Source organism: Pedobacter miscanthi (assembly GCF_003315595.1).
Lineage (GTDB): Bacteria > Bacteroidota > Bacteroidia > Sphingobacteriales > Sphingobacteriaceae > Pedobacter > Pedobacter miscanthi.
This window is the reverse complement of the sequence record NZ_QNQU01000002.1, coordinates 26,390-43,311: the sequence shown is the minus strand read 5'-3', so window position 1 is coordinate 43,311 and position 16,922 is coordinate 26,390. Positions and strand designations below refer to the sequence as shown.

Genomic DNA, 16,922 nt, shown 5'->3' with positions numbered 1-16,922 from the left:
TTAACTAAACAAATGATAAAAGAAGTAGAAAGCCTGTTTTCACTAAAAAACAAGGTTGTGGTGGTTACGGGCGCTACAGGTGTTTTAGGCGAGGCTTTTGTTAACGGATTGTGCGCTGCAGGTGCTACAATCGTTGTAATTGGTAGAAACGAAGAAGCGGCCAAACAAAGGGTAGCTGATGTAACCAATGCAGGTGGAAATGCCATTTATATTATTGCAGATGTGCTGGATGAGCAGAACCTGCTCGATGCGAATGAAACCATTATCAAAGAATTTGGACGGATAGATGCCCTGGTTAATGCGGCAGGTGGAAATGTAGCCGAAGCAGTTATTCAGCCGGGAAGTGATATTTTTGATCTTAATATTTCAGCCTTAAAACAGGCATTCGACCTCAACTTGTTCGGGACCATGTTGCCTACCCAGATTTTTGGTAAAGAAATAGCCAAAAATGGCGGCAGTATTGTAAACATTTCGTCGGTTTCTGCTAACCAGGCCATTACGCGCGTATTAGGTTATTCATTGGCCAAAACATCAATAGATTGTTATACCAAATGGATGTCGGTAGAACTGGCAAACCGCTACCAGGACAAAATCAGGATCAATTCAATTGTTCCCGGATTTTTTATCACCAACCAAAACCGGGCTTTGCTTACCAATGCAGATGGCAGCTTAACCGCAAGGGGAGAAGCCATTATCTATAAAACACCATTTAAACGTTTTGGAGATCCCGAAGAATTAATCGGAGCATTGGTATATTTGCTTAGCGATGCCTCTAAGTTTGTAAACGGCGAAAATATTAAAGTTGATGGTGGCTTTACTGCATTTTCGGGAGTATAACCAAAAGTTAATCAATGTAATCACCTTATTGTTGTAATCAATTAATCTGTGTAATCATATATAATGAAGAAGTTAGAACAAACCTGGCGTTGGTACGGACCAAATGACCCGGTAAGCTTACAAGACGTTAAACAGGCCGGTGCTACAGGTATTGTAACCGCGTTGCACCATATTCCACATGGCGAAATTTGGCCTTTGGAAGATATCAAAGAAAGAAAAGCAATTATAGAAGCATCAGGCTTAACCTGGTCGGTAGTGGAGAGTGTACCGGTGCACGAAGCGATTAAAACGCGCAGGGCAGATGTTGACCAATATATTGAGAACTATAAAACCTCTTTGCGGAATTTATCGGCTTGCGGAATTAAGATTGTGTGCTACAATTTTATGCCAGTACTCGACTGGACACGTACACAACTGGATCTCGAAATGACCGACGGATCTAAAGCGCTTTATTTTAACTGGATCGATCTGGCTATTTTCGATTTATATATCCTGAAAAGGGAAGGTGCCGACGCTGATTATTCCGAATCGATTTTGCAAAGAGCTAAAGATAAACATGCCACTTTATCAGAGCAGGATCTGGTTGATCTGCGCATCAATGTATTGATGGGCATCCCGAACGAAAAAGAAATTGAACTGGAAACTTTGCGTGCCAGTATTAACGAATACAAAGCCATAGGTACCCAGGGTTTAAAAGAAAATTTAAAATATTTCCTTTCTTCAATTGCTGAGGTTTGTACCGAAGAAGGCATTAAAATGACCATTCACCCAGATGATCCACCTTATGCGATTTTGGGATTACCACGTATTGCCAGCACTTTGGAAGATTTTAACTACATCATTAAAGAAGTAGATCAGGCTTTTAATGGTGTTTGCTTCTGCACGGGCTCGTTAGGGGCCGGAATGGGTAATAATGCTTTAGAAATTTTTGATGCGGTTAAAGAGCGTGTATATTTTGCACACTTACGTAACGTGAAAAAAGATGAAGATGGCAGTTTCTACGAGGCCGACCATTTGGGTGGCGATGTAAATATGTACGAAATCATGAAAGCCATTACCCAAGAGAATGCTTTACGCGATAAATCGATTCCTTTCCGTCCCGATCATGGTCACCAGATGCTGGATGATTTGGCAAAAGTAACCAATCCGGGATATTCAGCCATTGGCAGGTTACGCGGTTTAGCCGAATTAAGAGGTTTAGAAATTGGGGTAACCGGAAATTATTAAATACAGTACTTTAGAGGAATGTATTCATCGTAATTCCTTACTGGTTTTGTCATCCTGAGCGTAGTCGAAGGATCTTTTCATTGCGCTAATTCAGAGAAGTCAAGTTTTTAAAACTTGACTTCTCTTTTTATAGATCTCTCCAATGCGGCCGAGATGACGTTTCGTTTGATACTATCATCCTGAGCGTAGTCGAAGGATCTGTAGGGTTTACTTTACCACAGATGCGCACAGATAAACACAGATGTTTTATTTGTGCGTATTTTTTGCCACGGATTCACAGAAACACGGAGGATTTGGTGGTATTGACTCCTCTTTTTGTCATCCTGAGGATAGTCGAAGGATCTTTTGATGATTGTTTAACGCTGTTTACGCTCTGCTTTTTCTTCTCGATTAAATCCGGCAAACCCATTATTTTCCCCTACCTTTAATTTATGGCTTAAAATTTGAGTCCTCTAATAAATTATGGAAAATAACAATCATCCCAAAAAAACAATACTGAAACCTTCGGTTATACACGATGATTTACCAGAGGTTAAAAAGCCTGAACATTTAAGGAAAATACCGCTAAATCAGGATGACGCATTGCCCGAAAATCCTGAAAGAAATTATCATCACGAAGAGCTAAAAAGCATTACATCAAGTCACGATGAAATTAGCCATGCCGATGATGATATCTGGAATGGGGAGGATGCTTAAACCCGCTTGATAAAGCTTTTTTGAAAGTTCAATCTATGTTTTAATGCGTAGAATAGAGATAAAACTGTGTTTTTCAGAAAGTTTTTTTGCTATAAATCAATTTTAATTGCTTCGTTCTGAAATACTTATTTGAATTAGGAAAAGCAGCTTCTAAATAGTTTAAAATATATTTTTACATATTAAATAGAACTTCTATATTTGCAGCTCATTAAAAAATGGGCCTCGGTAGCTCAGTTGGATAGAGCAACGGTTTTCTAAACCGTGGGTCAGGGGTTCGAATCCCTTCCGGGGTACAGCTTAAAGGCTCTCAGTTAAACTGGGAGCCTTTTTTATTTTGACACTAGCTATTTTGTTTCGCTTTTGGCGCTCAACTGAGTCAAAAAATTAAACAAATTTTCGTGGCAGAATCTTGGTAGTTATAAATATGAAAAAAACTGCCGCAGAATTACATCTAAGATATTGGTATTCAGAATGTAAAGCGCATTATCGGCTTGATTCAAAGTTTATATAGTTCGACATTTATTAATTTTAAATCGTAGAATTATGTGGGAAAGCAGTTTTGGTCTAACTTTCTTTTTGAAGACGCCGGAGAAAAAAGCTAAAGAAAGGTTCTTATGTCTGAGAATCGATGTTGATGGTATTTTGAAGAAATCCTCAATAAAACGAAAATGGGATGTTACAAGATGGGACTAAAGTCCAAATGCGACTGGAAGACTGCCTAATAAATTTTGGCATTGGGTGTGAAGGTGTCAAAAATTAAAAACTGATGTTGTGTGTGTTTTTGATCTCGGCCATCACGAAAGTACTATGTGTACTCCCAATACTTTCAACGGAGCCTAACTTATTAAAAACAAAGTCCTGGTAATGCTTCATGTCTTTGGCATACACTTTCAGAAAGAAATCATAATCGCCTGAGATATTATAACATTCTACAACCTCCTCGATTTTGAGAATATCCGCTACAAAGTTGTGTCCCACCTTCCGGTCATGCTGTTTAAGCCGGATATTGCAGAACACAATAAAGCCCTGGTTGAACTTTTCCGGGTCAAGTAGTGCGATATATTTCTTAGTATAACCACTGTTTTCCAGTCGTTTTACACGCTGCACTACCGGCGATGGCGTCAAATTTACCTTCGCGGCGAGTTCCTTGATGGTATGACTTGAGTCATTTCCCAATATTTTTAATAGTGTCAGATCGATCTCATCCAATTGTTCCATAGCATAAATTACTGTTAAAGCACGCTAAAGTACACACAAACCGCATAAAAATTCAATAAATCATTAAAATAAAGCAATTTTAGCCTAAATGACAGGCTTATTTAGACTTTTATAACTGTTTGTTTAACTTTGGACAGAATTTATAGCTCGTGGTTCTTTGCTTTTTTCAGCAATCGGGAAAGGTTTTACTTAGCGGTACATTAATAGGGAATCGTGTGCAAATCACGAACTGTCGCGCAACTGTAAGTAACACAATAGGTTTTACCAATGATGGTCACTGTGCAAACGGGAAGGCCGGTAAAAACCGTTACAAGTCAGGATACCTGCCTTTTCTGAATTGACGATACTTCCGCGTAAAGAGGTTATTGGTCAGATTGTATAGCTTATAAGGTGCAAACCATCGGGGTTTGTCGTGCACTTTCGCGTATATATCATTTCCTGAAATCCTTTCTTTTGTCTGTCGTATCCTGAATAACCAAGAACTTTTTAATGATCATTAACCATTTAAAAAGTTAAAGAAATACATGGAAAATATCCAGAATACCACTGGGGATGATTTTGTCTTCACGCTAAAGAGCACTTGTTTAGATGAAAATTATCAACCCGCAAGTCAGACGCGTCTGACCACCAATTTTGCAAACCTGGCCAGGGGAGTTAACCGTAAGCAAAACCTGCGTAATGCCTTAAATATGATCAATAATCGATTTAATGCATTGGCTCATGTAGATAATCCAAAAGGCGACCGTTACCATGTAGAACTCGAAATCCTCACCGTAACGATGCGTATCGATGATGAGAACGGTATCAACGATCTGCCGATGATCGAAGTTTTAAAAACGAATATTTTTGACCGTAAGACTGGTCAGCAAATCGAAGGTGTTGCCGGAAATAATTTTTCTTCTTACGTGCGTGATTATGATTTTAGTGTGTTATTGATCGACTACAATAAAGATAAACCCAGTTTCACTGTTCCTGAAAATTTTGGCGACCTGCATGGAAAACTTTATAAGTGTTTTGTGAATTCGGCAACATATAAAGAACACTTTAAGATGTCGCCGATCATTTGCCTGAGTGTATCGGGTAATAAAACCTATACCCGCACGGAATATCAACATCCCGTACTGGGCTTTGAGTACCAGCAGGATCAGTTTTCACTCACCGATGAATACTTCGCAAAAATGGGTTTAAAGGTTCGTTTTTTCATGCCTCCAAATGCTGTGGCACCGATGGCTTTTTATCATTCCGGAGATCTGCTTAGTGACTATACCGATCTTGGGCTGATCAGCTCCATCAGCACGATGGAGACTTTCCAGAAGATCTATCGCCCTGAAATTTACAATGCAAATTCAGTGGCCGGCAAAATCTATCAACCTAGTCTTAAACACGAAGATTATTCACTGACCCGGGTTGAATATGACCGCGAAGAGCGTAGCCGGTTGGCCGTTGAACAGGGCAGATATGCCGAAGAGCATTTCATCAAACCTTACCGGGATATTCTTGAGCAATGGTCAGCCAATTTCTCAATTAATTAATACAATACCTAAAAATTATGCTATGACGAAGAAATTATTATTGCCAACCTCAATTGTTGGAAGTTTGCCCAAACCTGCCTGGCTTGCACCACCCGAAAAACTATGGTCGCCATGGAAATTGGAAGGAGACCAGTTATCGGAAGGAAAACAGGATGCGTTACGCATTACACTGCAGGAACAGGAATTGGCAGGACTGGATATCGTTTGTGATGGTGAGCAGACACGCCAACATTTCGTGACCACCTTTATCGAGCATCTAAGCGGTGTAGATTTTGAAAATCGCAAAACGGTACGAATCCGTGACCGTTATGATGCAAGTGTTCCGATGGTTGTAGGCGACGTTGCCCGGCAAAAAGCAGTTTTTGTCGAAGACGCCAAATTTTTGCGTAAACAAACCAGTAAACCTATCAAATGGGCATTACCCGGACCGTTGACCATGGTAGATACCTTGTACGATGGCCATTACAAAAGTCGTGAAAAGTTAGCCTGGGAATTTGCCAAAGCCCTCAATGAAGAGGCAAGAGAACTTCAGGAGGCAGGGGTAGATATCATCCAATTTGACGAACCAGCATTCAATGTCTTCTTCGATGAAGTAAACGATTGGGGAATGGCAACGCTGGAAAGAGCAATTGAAGGTTTAAAATGCGAAACTGCGGTACATATCTGCTACGGTTACGGAATACAGGCCAATAACGACTGGAAAAAAACATTGGGTTCAGAGTGGCGTCAATACGAAGAAATTTTTCCAAAAATTCAAAAATCTAAGATTGATGTGGTATCATTAGAATGCCACAACTCAAACGTGCCCCTAGATCTGATGGAACTTGTTGGCGGTAAAAAAGTGATGGTCGGCGCTATTGATGTGGCAACTAACACAATAGAAACACCGGAAGAAGTAGCCAATACCCTACGTAAAGCGCTTGAATTTGTAGATATAGAGAATCTTTACCCTAGTACAAACTGTGGTATGGCCCCATTATCAAGAGCGGTAGCGCGAGGTAAGCTAAGTGCTTTGAGCGCAGGCGCAGAGATCATACGCAAAGAAAATGCGGGTTAATAATATATTGAATTACATTGAAGAAGTTATTAGCAATATTAGGTAAAGCAGGTTTCGACGGTTTCCTGCTCATGATAGGCACCATGATCCTACTGGCCTATTTTTTACCGCAACCGGGCAGGGTAAAAGAACCTGTTTCGCTGGAGCAGATCGCAGGTGTAGGCGTGTCGCTGATCTTTTTATTTTATGGACTAAGATTGAGTATGGAGAAACTAAAAGCCGGGCTTGTCAACTGGAAAATGCATATTATCGTTCAGTTGACTACTTTTTTGTTCTTTCCACTCATCGTTTTGGCGTCCCGCCCGCTGTTTGTTGGTACTGATTTCGAAGTGCTTTGGTTGGGTATATTTTTTCTTGCGGCCTTACCATCAACCGTTTCGTCTTCGGTAGTCATGGTTTCCATCGCTAAAGGCAATATTCCCGCAGCCATTTTCAATGCAAGCATTTCCAGTTTAATCGGCGTTGTAGTTACGCCGCTTTGGGTTGGGCTGTTCATCGCTTCTGCAACAGGCAATTTTGATGTCACCGAGATCGTGATCAAGTTGGTCCTTCAGGTGTTGTTGCCTGTCATCATTGGCATCAGTCTTAACGCACGTTTTGGCGCCATTGCTGAAAAGTATAAGAAACAATTGAAATATTTCGACCAGGCAATCATCCTTACCATCATTTACACCTCGTTTTGTAAGTCATTCTCCGAACATTTGTTTGCAGGCTTTACCGCGCTTGAACTTGCGGGACTTGCCGCAGGGATGATAGCCTTGTTTTTTGCCGTATTCTTTTGCGTCGGATTACTCAGCCGTTTGTTCGGCTTTTCAGATGAAGATCGCATCACGGTATTATTTTGTGGTTCTAAAAAATCATTGGTAAATGGAACGGTCATGTCAAAAGTGCTCTTTCAGCACAGTACCATCACTGGTATTGTATTGCTGCCACTCATGCTTTATCATGCCCTGCAATTGATTGCCGCCAGCATCATCGCTCAGGGTATGGCCCGGCGAAAAGAAGAAAGATAGTCCTATGAAGCTTTTAGAAAAAATACAGTTGGGTAATTTCAGCCTAAAAAACAGAATAGCCATGGCAGCGATGACCAGGGGCCGTACATACAGCAACGGTCTGGTGGGTGATATCACGGCAGAATACTATGCACAAAGGGCAAGTGCAGGTTTGCTTTTCAGCGAAGCCATCAGGATCAGCGAAGAGGCTACGGGCAGTCCGCTTACGCCTGGTATTTTTACCGATCAGCAAATAGCAGCCTGGAAGAAGGTAACCACAGCGGTACATGACAAAGGTGGCATAATAGTGGCCCAGCTTTGGCACACCGGCCGTATGGGACATTCTGTAGACCGGAACGGCAAGCTCCCGCTTGCACCATCACCCTTGGCTATCCGGGGAATGCAGCATTTTACATCTCAAGGCAGGAAGGATTTCGAGATACCTCAGGAAATGACGATCCCGGAAATCAGGCAAACCATAATGGATTATGGCCAGGCCGCAAAAAATGCGATAGCGGCAGGTTTTGACGGGGTTACACTTCACGCCTGCAATGGCTGTCTTCCCAACCAGTTCTTAGCTGAAAGTTCCAACCAAAGGACGGATGCTTACGGCAGCAGCATCCAGGGCAAAGTCCGCTTCGTGCTGGAGGTGATGCAGGAATTGATCCGCGTGGTGGGTGGTGAAAAGGTGGGCATTAAAATAGCCCCGTTCCATTGCTATGGCGATACGATACTGGATGACCCTGCCGCTACCTATACCTACCTGATCGAAAAACTGAACGAAATGGACTTTGCCTATGTGGAAATCATGAGGTGCAGCCCAAATTTCCCCTCGCCCGAACACTATGCGGCTGGAGACGAGATTGAGCGCTTTGGCAGCAAGATCCGCCAGGCAGTTATTGCCAATGCAGGGTATGATAGGGCTTCAGCCGAAGCAGAACTTGAAAAAGGTATTGCGAAGCTGATCTCTTTTGGCAAGCTATACATCGCAAACCCCGACCTGCCTGAGCGGTTCGAAAAAAACGCCCCGCTTAGTGAGCCTGACAGGGCTACCATATATGGTGGCGGGGAGCAAGGATATATTGATTATCCATGCTGCGACGAAGAAAACACTACACAAATAATAGATGGTCAAATTTAACTAAGTGATAATGAATTTAACTGAATTATTTGGCTGGCTTATCGAACCGACCCGATCATTCTGCCATACTTCTGTGAAGTTTCGTGCCGGAATATTATAAAATATTAACCGGCGATTTAAGTAATGTAGTAATCTAGTCGCCGGCTCCATCCTGATAATTTTTCAGGTATTTTTTTAGCATGAGCCTTGCCTGATGGATGCGGGTTTTTACTGTACCAAGGGGGATGCCGAGCTCTTCGGATATTTCTTCATATTTGTAACCTTCAAAATAACGCTGGAAGGGATAACTATAAGCCTCAGGTATACTGGTTAATGCCCTGCGGATATCTTCCATCATAAATGTTGAGCCGGATGAATTACGCGTAGAGCTGTTCATCAAACTCGGACTGGTAATTTCTTCCTCCTGCACAATCAGTGCCTGCTTCTTTTGATCCTTACGGTAGTTGTTGATAAAGGTGTTGCGCATAATTACATAAAGCCATCCCCTTATGTTGGTACCCTTGTCAAAATTTGCACAGAAACGTATACCCTTTAACAGTGTATCCTGTACAAGGTCTTTGGCTTCATCCTCATCACGGGTGAACTTCAGTGCATGTGAATGGAGCGCGGTTTCATGTTTACTTGCAATCAGGCTGAATTCATTTTGGTCCATAGGTTTCCTTCGCTTATTTTATAGTATTATATAGGTGGACTTAGTTAACAGACAGGATGTATGATTGGTTTGAGTATGATTAAATTGGGGACTAAATTCCGTATTTATACGGATAACTAAATCACCGCAATTAACACAAGCAATTAATTAATACACCCGGGGATAAGCTTTTGCATACTCAGAGTATATGAGAAAGCTAATATGAAAAAGGGAACGCTTTCTTTGAAGGCTCCATTTAATCTAAATCAATGCTTTCAGGTGCTTAAGTGTAATTTTTTATGATGTGGGCTGCGAAAAAAAACGCGAACTCACAACCGGTCTTTAAATAGTTTAAGAATCATAGCAGTGGCAAGCGCCCCTGTTAAGTAATAAGCAATGGTGAGTGTTGCGGCTTTGGCATTCCTGGCTACAGGAGCATCATCCAGTCCCATCGGCTTAGGGAGTGTTACTGCTCCAATGCCGGCTGCTAAACCCAGCACGATGGCTTTCAGCCATATCAGGCTATTTTTGCCGCCAATAAGGCTATAATAAACCGCATTTCCTGCCACATCACCTGCTAAAGTAATAGCCAGGTACAGGTTATCTTCACCTTCAATACCTGTGTTTAGATATCCAAGCGATTTCTGAAGCGCCTGTTCGCCCAAACGGTCAATATGGGGCATATCGTTGCCTTTGTTTTTTAGTGATTCGTGCAGGATGTTCAGTACCACCGCGCCTCCAAGGCCGGCAATCAGGTTTTTGATTTTACCCATTATCTCTAGCCTTTATAAAATGATCTTTTTGGAAATATCCCTTAACTGTGTCCTGCAGCTGCAATATATTCGGGATCTACAGGGGATGAAACATCATCAGGTGTATTGTCAATATAAGCCTGTTCAAGCTCCTGAAGGTATTGTTTGAGTGTACTGATCTTTCCAATTACTTCGTCTTTCATGGCAGGGCTGTGCTGGGGAGCTCCATCCATTGTATTCAGCGTATCTACCGCATAGTCCATGAAACGTTTGGCGTTTTCAGATAATGTTAAGTTTTCCATAGTGTTTATCGTTAGACTGCCTTTGGTGCAGCCCTATGATAAGACAAATTCGCTGTTGATTAGTTTTGAGGAGCCTTAAAATTGATTATTCCCTTTGGTTGTGTTTTATCATTAAATAAGATTTTATTTGCTAAAAATTTTAGTATAAATTTGTGATGTTTTAAGCAAAGGGGTTTATGATCAGGTCGTTTGAGAAAAGAGCAGAGCAAAAGATTTCGGGATTTCAATCCCCGGCGGCAGATTATTTAGAAGGAAGACTTGATATTTCAGAGCGGCTCGTAATTGATCCTCATTGCACTTTTTATTTTCAGATGAAGGGCGGAGGAATGGAATCCTGCGGGATTTTGGATGGTGATGTCTTAATTATCGACCGCTCGCTAAAAGCCCATCATGGCGCAATCGTGGTGGCCTTTTCTGCCGGATCATTTATCTGCCGTATGTTTCTCATTGAAAACGGAGAATTTGTGCTCAAAAACGATCAGGCAACTGTTCGGGAAACCGAAATGGGAATGCTGCAGGTTTGGGGAGTAGTTACAGCTATTTGCAGAAACATGCTGCCAAAAGCGTTAAGAACAGGGAGGTACAGCCATGTTTGCACTCTGTGATTGCAATAACTTTTATGCCTCTGCCGAAAGGCTCTTCCGTCCTGAACTCAACGGGAAGCCGGTTGTGGTGTTAAGCAATAACGATGGTTGCGTAATTGCCAGGAGTGAGGAAGCGAAAGCCTGCGGCATCAAGATGGGCGATCCCGAATTTTTGGTGAGGGATCTGATCAAAAAGTTTAGTATTCAGGTTTTTTCCAGCAACTATGTCCTTTATGGGGATATGAGTGAACGGGTAATGCATAATCTTGGACGCTGGTTTCCGAGGCTTGATGTGTATAGTATAGACGAGGCTTTCGGATGGCTTGGCGGGGTGAAAGACCTGGGAAATTACGTGCCTAAAATCAGGGAATCGGTTGTGCGCAATACCGGCATTCCGGTTTCAATCGGAGTAGCACCCACCAAGACACTGGCCAAACTGGCTAACAAAATGTCCAAAAGAACAGGTGGGGTACTGGTGCTGGATAGTGATGAAAAAATTAAAGCAGCGGTAAATGATTTTCCGGCGCATGAACTGTGGGGTGTAGGAAGACAGCATTATAAAAAGTTTGAATCGCTTGGTATACGTACCGCAGGAGAGTTAAGGAATATGCCGGAAATGTGGTTCAAGCAGCACATGACCATTTTGGGTCAACGTATGTGGAACGAGCTTTGGGGCAGGCCTGCCATTCCGCTGGAAGCGGTAAGGGAAACAAAAAAAGGAATCACCGTTAGCCGCTCGTTCCGGAATTACATCGAGCAGCCCGAAATTCTGGCCGAGGCACTAACGCTTTATGCCAGCCGCTTAGCGGAAAAATTGCGTAGAGAAAAATTGCGTTGTTTATACCTGCAGGTTTTCCTGTATACCAATAAAAACAGGGAAGACCATCCCCAGCATTTCCCGAGCCATACCCACAAACTGCTCATTGCGAGCAACAATACCACCGATCTGGTAAGCATAGCGGTGAGGGTATCAGCCAGGCTTTTCAGGGCCGGGGTAAAATACAGGAAAGCGGGAGTGATAGCCACCGGCCTGGTACCGGAAAACGAATTGCAATTGAATGCTTTTTTTGATCATGATAACGGTAAAAAAGACACGGTATCGGCAGTGCTGGATAAGCTTAACCTTGCTTACGGCAGGGGGACGCTACGGATGGCAAGTGAAGGATATGAGAAAAAATGGCGCCTCAAGCATGAATACCTCTCAAAGGGCTACACCACCAGGTGGGCTGATATCATAAAGGTTAAATAAAAGAAAAAGATATGTGCGGAAGAACATTGATTGGCGAAAGCCTGGCCATGGCGGCAAAAGCAGGTCTGCTTTTAGGAGGAGATTCAAGGGAAAAAGATACCAACCGTCCACCGGGAACGGATATGCCGGTGATACTCGACGCGAGACCGGGCAGATTGCATTATGTAAAATGGGGACTCATACCTACAGGCTCTACCGAAGTGCCTAAATTTTCAACTACCTATTGCCGGATCGAAACCATGCATTCGCTGCCCAGTTATAAAAATCTGATCGGCAGGAGACATTGTGTGTTTGTGGTTGAAGGATTTTATGAATGGGACCGGAGCAGCAGCAGCAGACAACCTTATTATTTTGAAAGAACCGATGGTGAAGTATTATTGCTGGCAGGTTATTGGGATAGCTGGAAAGATCCGAAAACAGGCATTGTGATCCCTTCCTGTACCATGATCATGCAGCCAGCAAATAAATATATAGGCAAAATCCACGACCGGATGCCCTGCATACTCTCACAAAGAGAAAGCGCAGTATGGCTTGACCGTGAACTACCTGCTTCGGAAATGCTTAAAGTTTTGCATCCGGTGGATGATGCCTTACTTAAAGGCTGGCAGGTAGATCCAAAGATCAATAACGCCCGCAATAAGGATGGTAATAATAACAGGGCATCTGGCCCGGACCTTACCCTTTTCGACTAAGGGTGTTTGATTTTTATGGATTCTGACCGGCGATAAGGCCAGGCATTTTGGTTAGTGGGGCGAGACTAATGATAGGTTGCTGTGGCCTGAGATGATAAGATCTTGAAATGTGTTTTTATTATTTTAGTATCCTGGGCTTTTTTTTTATACCAGCACCAGACTATTTTCAGTCAGCTACCAAACTGAAAACCTGATCAAACCTTTTACCCCTGGGCAGTGTTCTTTAACAAAATACCGACATTATAACCTGTTGATCCTGGCAAAGAAATGGCAGGCGGGTTATAATGAAATTTAAGATCAGTTAAAGATGAAAAAATATTTTTTATTATGCTTTGCGGCCGGTGTAGTTAGCCTTGCTGCATGTACAGGAAAAAGTGCCGATGGCAAGGATGGACAGAAAGATACTTCTTACAAGGTAACAGATACCTCTAAAGCTGCTACCGATTCAGTTACTACAGATGCTCATCAGGATAGCACAACCAACGCGCCACGGATGCCTGGAGGCTAGGGAATGGCTAAAGCGAAAGTAAATAACAGAAGCCCAGCCAATAAATTATCCCGCCGCCCATCTTACCTGGATTTTGACCTGAAAGGATATCCCTGGAGAAAAGAAGTGGATTATAAACAGCATCCCGATCTTTACAGGGTGGGCAAGGGAGAACAAGGCGTATTAATCTGTGAACCCTACAAATCCATCATTGGTCCGTTATGGCGTTTTAAAGATCCTGAGATTGCACAGAAAAGTGCCGGGGCAATTTATAAACTGTTTCTTGACTTCATATCTGGAGGAGATTTTGTTGGAGCAGATCTGGCCCGAAAGTACCTGCAGATGGGTTACACCCGTGCGCGGCGTTATGCGAATTATAGAGGCGGACAAAAATATGATAAGTTACATGATTATGCCCTGCTCGAACGAGGCACGGGAGATGAGCAAAAGGCCCGGGCTGCGGAAATATTTTACACGTATTGGAAAAAGGCGGAAGAGCATCCGGTTTATCGAAAGGCTAAGGCCAGCTGGAAAAAAGTTCATGGTTGATCCTGAAAAGCTTGTTGATTGATATGATAAAATTTAAATATGGAAAATAATCAGAATAATGCTACAGCCAGTAGCCCTGATAGGGCAAAGTTTGAAGAAGGTTTAATTGAAACCCGTTATACAGAGCAGGGCGAACCTTATTATATGATAAAGGATGGACTGAATACAGAAGAATATGCCAGGCTTGCGAAAAAGGTACTCGAATCCGAAAAAGATATCGCCCATGATTTCAGGGGAAAAGTGATCAATGAATCGGGAAACAGCGAAGCCTTTTTTGAGTATAAATCAGGTTGGTTCCTCGAAGGATTGGCCGAGGGCGAGGTAGAATAATATAACCGGCTGGCCGACTAGTATGGCAGTTAAAAAGTATAAAGTATAAAAGAGAACCGTGATCCTTTACCTTCTTCACTTTCGAGGCTAATGGATGAGCCATGCCGCTCCAGTATTGTTGATACCAGGTAAAGCCCGATGCCAAATCCCGAGATGTGTTTTGTTTGTTCACTTTCTACCCTGGCAAACTTCTGGAAAAGGCGTTTCTGATCCGATGGCGAAATCCCCATACCCTCATCACTTACGCTGATTTGTACTTGTTTGTCTGTTTGAGTACAGGAAATGGTAATCTGTCCGCCTTTTGGTGAATATTTCTGGGCATTGCTAATCAGATTGGTCAGCACCATTGATATTTTTTCCCGGTCTGCCAGTACATTTATCTCTCCGGCAGAGCGGTGGCTGATCTGATGTACAGGACTTGCAATTTGTGCGTCTGTTATTGTCTCATCGATCAATTCGGCAATGTTGAAAGAGGATTTTTCAATACGGATGTGGCCTCCTTCAATCCTCGAAAGGTGAAGGAAACTGCCAATCATGTTTTCCATTTTTTTGGCCTGGAGGGTAGCCCGCTCCAATGCAAGCTTCAGAAAGTTGGTGTCGGTAATTTTTTTCTCGGCAATCTGGAGGTATGATTTTAAAGAAGTAAGCGGGGTTTTGAGCTCATGGCTTATAAAACCAACAAACTCATCTTTTTTCTGGTCAACCAGTTTTTTATCGGTAATATCCCGGGCAATTTTCGACAATCCTACTACTTCGCCCTTCCAGTTTTTGATGGGGGAGATGGTTAGCGAAACATCGATTAATCTGCCATCCTTTCTTAGCCGCCGCGTTTCAAAATGATCCACCCTGATCCCCTCGCTCAATTGGGCAAGTATTCTTGGTTCTTCGCCATGTCTGTCGGGTGGGATGATCTTAAGTATTGATTGTCCGATCATTTCTTCCGCACTGTAGCCAAAAATTCTTTGGGCCGAAGCATTCCAGCTGGTGATAATACTGTTGAGGTCTTTGCTGATAATTGCATCATCCGAAGATTCGATAATGGCCATCAGCCTGCGTCCATCAACTTCTGCCTTTCTGTGCAGGGTTAAATCTCTTGCAATTTTAGAAAGTCCTATAATTTCTCCTTCAGGATTATAAATAGGCGAAATCGTGAGCGAAACATCCAGGATCGAACCGTCTTTTCTTCTTCGTTGGGTTTCAAAATGATCAACACGGATTCCCTGTCTCAGCTGCGCGAGGATTTTCGGTTCCTCTTCAATTCTATCGGCAGGAATGAGTTTCAGGATTGATTCGCCGATCATTTCATTTGCCACGTAGCCGAACATCCGCTGCGCAGAACTGTTCCAGCTGGTAATTACCCCGTTAAGGTCTTTGCTGATAATTGCATCATCCGAACACTCTACTATGGAATTGAGAGCCGCGCTTTTTTCTTCTGCCAGCTTTAAGGCCGCAATCAGTTTCCTCAGTTCGGCATTATCCAACCTGAGTTCGGTTTCCCGTTGTTCAAAAGCCTTGATTTTTTCCAATATATCCTGTGTCCCGTTCATTCCCTGTTTTGGATGTGGCAAACAATATAGGAATATTCCGTGATTTGATAAAACACGGTGAAACTATACGTATTTAAGCAGGGGTTAAAACGCATATCTATCTATAATGTTACCTGATAACCTGAGTTCGATTACTTTTTTTTGTTTTAAGTCTCCTGCGAATATTTTCAACTCACAGTCGTCACCCTGAATTTATTTCAGGGTCTATCTAGCAGGAAAGATGCTGATCCCGAAGCTTCGAGACAGCATGACGATCGCGCTAGGAAAAGTAGGCTAAAACTAATCAAAAGGCATAAATATTAATCGAACTCAGGTTGATATATCAAGAAATGGACTAAATCAGAAAAAAACTAAAATTTGCGAGGAGGATGGGGAGATTACTAAATCAGACAAAATTTCAATCACCTCGTGTTTTATTTCAAATGGTTCTCGATTTCGCCGGCAATCTGGTTAATCTCTGCGGCACCCAGTATAATATCATTACTTTGCGGGTTAAGTTTATTGCCAGTCATATCAAGTTCATCCTCCTGCATCAAAATCCAATCCGAACCTTCCTTTTTAGTCGCTCCAAGCATTCTTCCGGCATAAGCAATCTTAAAATAATCATCTTTTGGAATAATGGTTAAGGTGATGATTTCTCCGTTATGGGGCATATCGATATTAAGTGCGTTCATGGTAACAAAACTTTAAATGGTACGCTTTTGTTTTATAATCGGATACCGACATGCCATAGATATACAGATATCATTAGAAGAAGTATTTTTTTTTGAAAGAAAACTTTTTACCCGGTTACACGCTTTTCTTAATAAAAACAGATATGGAAGAATTAATTGCGCAGCTCAAAGTATTTTTAGGCAAACGTGTCCGTACAATCGGGATAAAAGGACTGGCTGAGATTAATATAATTGTAGCTGAAAATGAAAATGCTGCAGCGCTATCTGCTGAACTGCAGCAGTATGTAGCGGAGATTGTAGATGCCAATTCACTGGCGAAAATTAATGTTATTTCGCCTGATAGTAGTGTGACAGACAGTTTTTCACTTAACCAGTAAAAGCGGTTTTCTTTTTTTTCTTCCAACGCGATGAGTGTGTTGTCACCC

At 42.3% G+C, this 16,922-nt stretch carries 20 protein-coding genes, 1 tRNA gene and 1 riboswitch; of the genes, 15 read left to right on the top strand and 6 right to left on the bottom strand.

The window, feature by feature from the left end; all coding sequences use genetic code 11:
* Positions 1-12 precede the first annotated feature (12 nt).
* The 4 genes from DRW42_RS02285 (at position 13) to DRW42_RS02270 (ending at position 3,053) form a co-directional block, all read left to right on the top strand.
* Entirely contained in the window at positions 13-837 is an 825-nt protein-coding gene (locus DRW42_RS02285; RefSeq protein ID WP_113947228.1) for an SDR family oxidoreductase, read from the top strand.
* Between the two features lie 63 nt (positions 838-900).
* Complete coding sequence (uxuA, locus tag DRW42_RS02280; RefSeq protein ID WP_113947227.1) at positions 901-2,064, top strand: mannonate dehydratase; 1,164 nt, start codon at positions 901-903, stop codon at positions 2,062-2,064.
* A 462-nt stretch (positions 2,065-2,526) separates the two neighbouring features.
* Positions 2,527-2,760: a hypothetical protein gene (locus tag DRW42_RS02275; RefSeq protein WP_113947226.1), complete on the top strand. Its 234-nt coding sequence runs from the start codon at positions 2,527-2,529 to the stop codon at positions 2,758-2,760.
* A 219-nt stretch (positions 2,761-2,979) separates the two neighbouring features.
* Positions 2,980-3,053: transfer RNA gene (locus DRW42_RS02270), tRNA-Arg, on the top strand.
* Positions 3,054-3,516: 463 nt separating this feature from the next.
* Here the strand turns inward: DRW42_RS02270 and DRW42_RS02265 are convergent.
* Entirely contained in the window at positions 3,517-3,978 is a 462-nt protein-coding gene (locus DRW42_RS02265; RefSeq protein ID WP_113947225.1) for an Lrp/AsnC family transcriptional regulator, read from the bottom strand.
* A gap of 163 nt (positions 3,979-4,141) precedes the next feature.
* Positions 4,142-4,323, top strand: a riboswitch (cobalamin riboswitch).
* 179 nt (positions 4,324-4,502) lie between these two features.
* On the opposite strand from DRW42_RS02265, the gene DRW42_RS02260 reads away from it, so the two are divergent.
* From DRW42_RS02260 to DRW42_RS02245, 4 genes are read left to right on the top strand one after another with little or no spacing between them, the layout of a single operon-like run.
* Entirely contained in the window at positions 4,503-5,510 is a 1,008-nt protein-coding gene (locus DRW42_RS02260; protein WP_113947224.1) for a DUF1852 domain-containing protein, read from the top strand.
* Complete coding sequence (locus DRW42_RS02255) at positions 5,437-6,567, top strand: methionine synthase (RefSeq protein WP_244215170.1); 1,131 nt, start codon at positions 5,437-5,439, stop codon at positions 6,565-6,567. The genes DRW42_RS02260 and DRW42_RS02255 overlap by 74 nt, the downstream gene beginning before the upstream one ends.
* Before the next feature lie 17 nt (positions 6,568-6,584).
* Complete coding sequence (locus DRW42_RS02250) at positions 6,585-7,580, top strand: bile acid:sodium symporter family protein (RefSeq protein WP_113947222.1); 996 nt, start codon at positions 6,585-6,587, stop codon at positions 7,578-7,580.
* A 4-nt stretch (positions 7,581-7,584) separates the two neighbouring features.
* Positions 7,585-8,700, top strand: coding sequence for an alkene reductase (locus DRW42_RS02245; RefSeq protein WP_113947221.1), 1,116 nt, complete (start codon positions 7,585-7,587; stop codon positions 8,698-8,700).
* Positions 8,701-8,833: 133 nt separating this feature from the next.
* On the opposite strand, the gene DRW42_RS02240 is transcribed toward DRW42_RS02245, so the two are convergent.
* From DRW42_RS02240 to DRW42_RS02230, 3 genes are all read right to left on the bottom strand, one after another.
* Entirely contained in the window at positions 8,834-9,352 is a 519-nt protein-coding gene (locus tag DRW42_RS02240) for a sigma-70 family RNA polymerase sigma factor (RefSeq protein WP_113947220.1), read from the bottom strand.
* A gap of 308 nt (positions 9,353-9,660) precedes the next feature.
* Positions 9,661-10,104 carry a hypothetical protein gene (locus DRW42_RS02235; protein ID WP_113947219.1) on the bottom strand — a complete coding sequence of 148 codons (444 nt, stop codon included), beginning with the start codon at positions 10,102-10,104 and terminating at the stop codon, positions 9,661-9,663.
* 41 nt (positions 10,105-10,145) lie between these two features.
* Positions 10,146-10,385, bottom strand: a complete 240-nt coding sequence (locus DRW42_RS02230) for a hypothetical protein (protein ID WP_113947218.1) — start codon at positions 10,383-10,385, stop codon at positions 10,146-10,148.
* Between the two features lie 176 nt (positions 10,386-10,561).
* On the opposite strand from DRW42_RS02230, the gene DRW42_RS02225 reads away from it, so the two are divergent.
* The 6 genes from DRW42_RS02225 (at position 10,562) to DRW42_RS02200 (ending at position 14,276) form a co-directional block, all read left to right on the top strand.
* A complete protein-coding gene (locus DRW42_RS02225) occupies positions 10,562-10,990 on the top strand; it encodes a LexA family protein (protein WP_113947217.1) in 429 nt (142 codons plus the stop codon).
* Positions 10,974-12,218, top strand: a complete 1,245-nt coding sequence (locus DRW42_RS02220; RefSeq protein ID WP_113947216.1) for a Y-family DNA polymerase — start codon at positions 10,974-10,976, stop codon at positions 12,216-12,218. Before DRW42_RS02225 ends, DRW42_RS02220 begins: the two co-directional genes overlap by 17 nt.
* Before the next feature lie 11 nt (positions 12,219-12,229).
* Entirely contained in the window at positions 12,230-12,910 is a 681-nt protein-coding gene (locus DRW42_RS02215; RefSeq protein ID WP_113947215.1) for an SOS response-associated peptidase, read from the top strand.
* A gap of 307 nt (positions 12,911-13,217) precedes the next feature.
* On the top strand, positions 13,218-13,418 hold the full coding sequence (locus DRW42_RS02210; RefSeq protein ID WP_113947214.1) for a hypothetical protein: 201 nt from the start codon (positions 13,218-13,220) through the stop codon (positions 13,416-13,418).
* Between the two features lie 3 nt (positions 13,419-13,421).
* A complete protein-coding gene (locus tag DRW42_RS02205; RefSeq protein WP_113947213.1) occupies positions 13,422-13,946 on the top strand; it encodes a DUF4385 domain-containing protein in 525 nt (174 codons plus the stop codon).
* 39 nt (positions 13,947-13,985) lie between these two features.
* Entirely contained in the window at positions 13,986-14,276 is a 291-nt protein-coding gene (locus DRW42_RS02200; protein WP_113947212.1) for a hypothetical protein, read from the top strand.
* A gap of 29 nt (positions 14,277-14,305) precedes the next feature.
* Here the strand turns inward: DRW42_RS02200 and DRW42_RS02195 are convergent, their stop codons facing one another.
* Together DRW42_RS02195 and DRW42_RS02190 are read right to left on the bottom strand one after the other, a co-directional pair.
* Positions 14,306-15,823: a PAS domain S-box protein gene (locus DRW42_RS02195; RefSeq protein WP_113947211.1), complete on the bottom strand. Its 1,518-nt coding sequence runs from the start codon at positions 15,821-15,823 to the stop codon at positions 14,306-14,308.
* 413 nt (positions 15,824-16,236) lie between these two features.
* Positions 16,237-16,497, bottom strand: a complete 261-nt coding sequence (locus DRW42_RS02190; RefSeq protein WP_113947210.1) for a hypothetical protein — start codon at positions 16,495-16,497, stop codon at positions 16,237-16,239.
* 143 nt (positions 16,498-16,640) lie between these two features.
* Between DRW42_RS02190 and DRW42_RS02185 the strand changes: the two genes are divergently transcribed.
* Complete coding sequence (locus tag DRW42_RS02185) at positions 16,641-16,874, top strand: hypothetical protein (protein WP_113947209.1); 234 nt, start codon at positions 16,641-16,643, stop codon at positions 16,872-16,874.
* The last annotated feature ends 48 nt before the right edge of the window (positions 16,875-16,922 follow it).

Excerpts from the sequence above, each read along its gene's own strand:
- DRW42_RS02285 (WP_113947228.1), top strand. The coding sequence starts at position 13 with ATGATAAAAGAAGTAGAAAGCCTGTTTTCACTAAAAAACAAGGTTGTG.
- uxuA (WP_113947227.1), top strand. The coding sequence starts at position 901 with ATGAAGAAGTTAGAACAAACCTGGCGTTGGTACGGACCAAATGACCCG.
- DRW42_RS02275 (WP_113947226.1), top strand. The coding sequence starts at position 2,527 with ATGGAAAATAACAATCATCCCAAAAAAACAATACTGAAACCTTCGGTT.
- DRW42_RS02265 (WP_113947225.1), bottom strand. The coding sequence starts at position 3,978 with ATGGAACAATTGGATGAGATCGATCTGACACTATTAAAAATATTGGGA.
- DRW42_RS02260 (WP_113947224.1), top strand. The coding sequence starts at position 4,503 with ATGGAAAATATCCAGAATACCACTGGGGATGATTTTGTCTTCACGCTA.
- DRW42_RS02255 (WP_244215170.1), top strand. The coding sequence starts at position 5,437 with ATGCCGAAGAGCATTTCATCAAACCTTACCGGGATATTCTTGAGCAAT.
- DRW42_RS02245 (WP_113947221.1), top strand. The coding sequence starts at position 7,585 with ATGAAGCTTTTAGAAAAAATACAGTTGGGTAATTTCAGCCTAAAAAAC.
- DRW42_RS02240 (WP_113947220.1), bottom strand. The coding sequence starts at position 9,352 with ATGGACCAAAATGAATTCAGCCTGATTGCAAGTAAACATGAAACCGCG.
- DRW42_RS02235 (WP_113947219.1), bottom strand. The coding sequence starts at position 10,104 with ATGGGTAAAATCAAAAACCTGATTGCCGGCCTTGGAGGCGCGGTGGTA.
- DRW42_RS02230 (WP_113947218.1), bottom strand. The coding sequence starts at position 10,385 with ATGGAAAACTTAACATTATCTGAAAACGCCAAACGTTTCATGGACTAT.
- DRW42_RS02225 (WP_113947217.1), top strand. The coding sequence starts at position 10,562 with ATGATCAGGTCGTTTGAGAAAAGAGCAGAGCAAAAGATTTCGGGATTT.
- DRW42_RS02220 (WP_113947216.1), top strand. The coding sequence starts at position 10,974 with ATGTTTGCACTCTGTGATTGCAATAACTTTTATGCCTCTGCCGAAAGG.
- DRW42_RS02215 (WP_113947215.1), top strand. The coding sequence starts at position 12,230 with ATGTGCGGAAGAACATTGATTGGCGAAAGCCTGGCCATGGCGGCAAAA.
- DRW42_RS02210 (WP_113947214.1), top strand. The coding sequence starts at position 13,218 with ATGAAAAAATATTTTTTATTATGCTTTGCGGCCGGTGTAGTTAGCCTT.
- DRW42_RS02205 (WP_113947213.1), top strand. The coding sequence starts at position 13,422 with ATGGCTAAAGCGAAAGTAAATAACAGAAGCCCAGCCAATAAATTATCC.
- DRW42_RS02200 (WP_113947212.1), top strand. The coding sequence starts at position 13,986 with ATGGAAAATAATCAGAATAATGCTACAGCCAGTAGCCCTGATAGGGCA.
- DRW42_RS02195 (WP_113947211.1), bottom strand. The coding sequence starts at position 15,823 with ATGAACGGGACACAGGATATATTGGAAAAAATCAAGGCTTTTGAACAA.
- DRW42_RS02190 (WP_113947210.1), bottom strand. The coding sequence starts at position 16,497 with ATGAACGCACTTAATATCGATATGCCCCATAACGGAGAAATCATCACC.
- DRW42_RS02185 (WP_113947209.1), top strand. The coding sequence starts at position 16,641 with ATGGAAGAATTAATTGCGCAGCTCAAAGTATTTTTAGGCAAACGTGTC.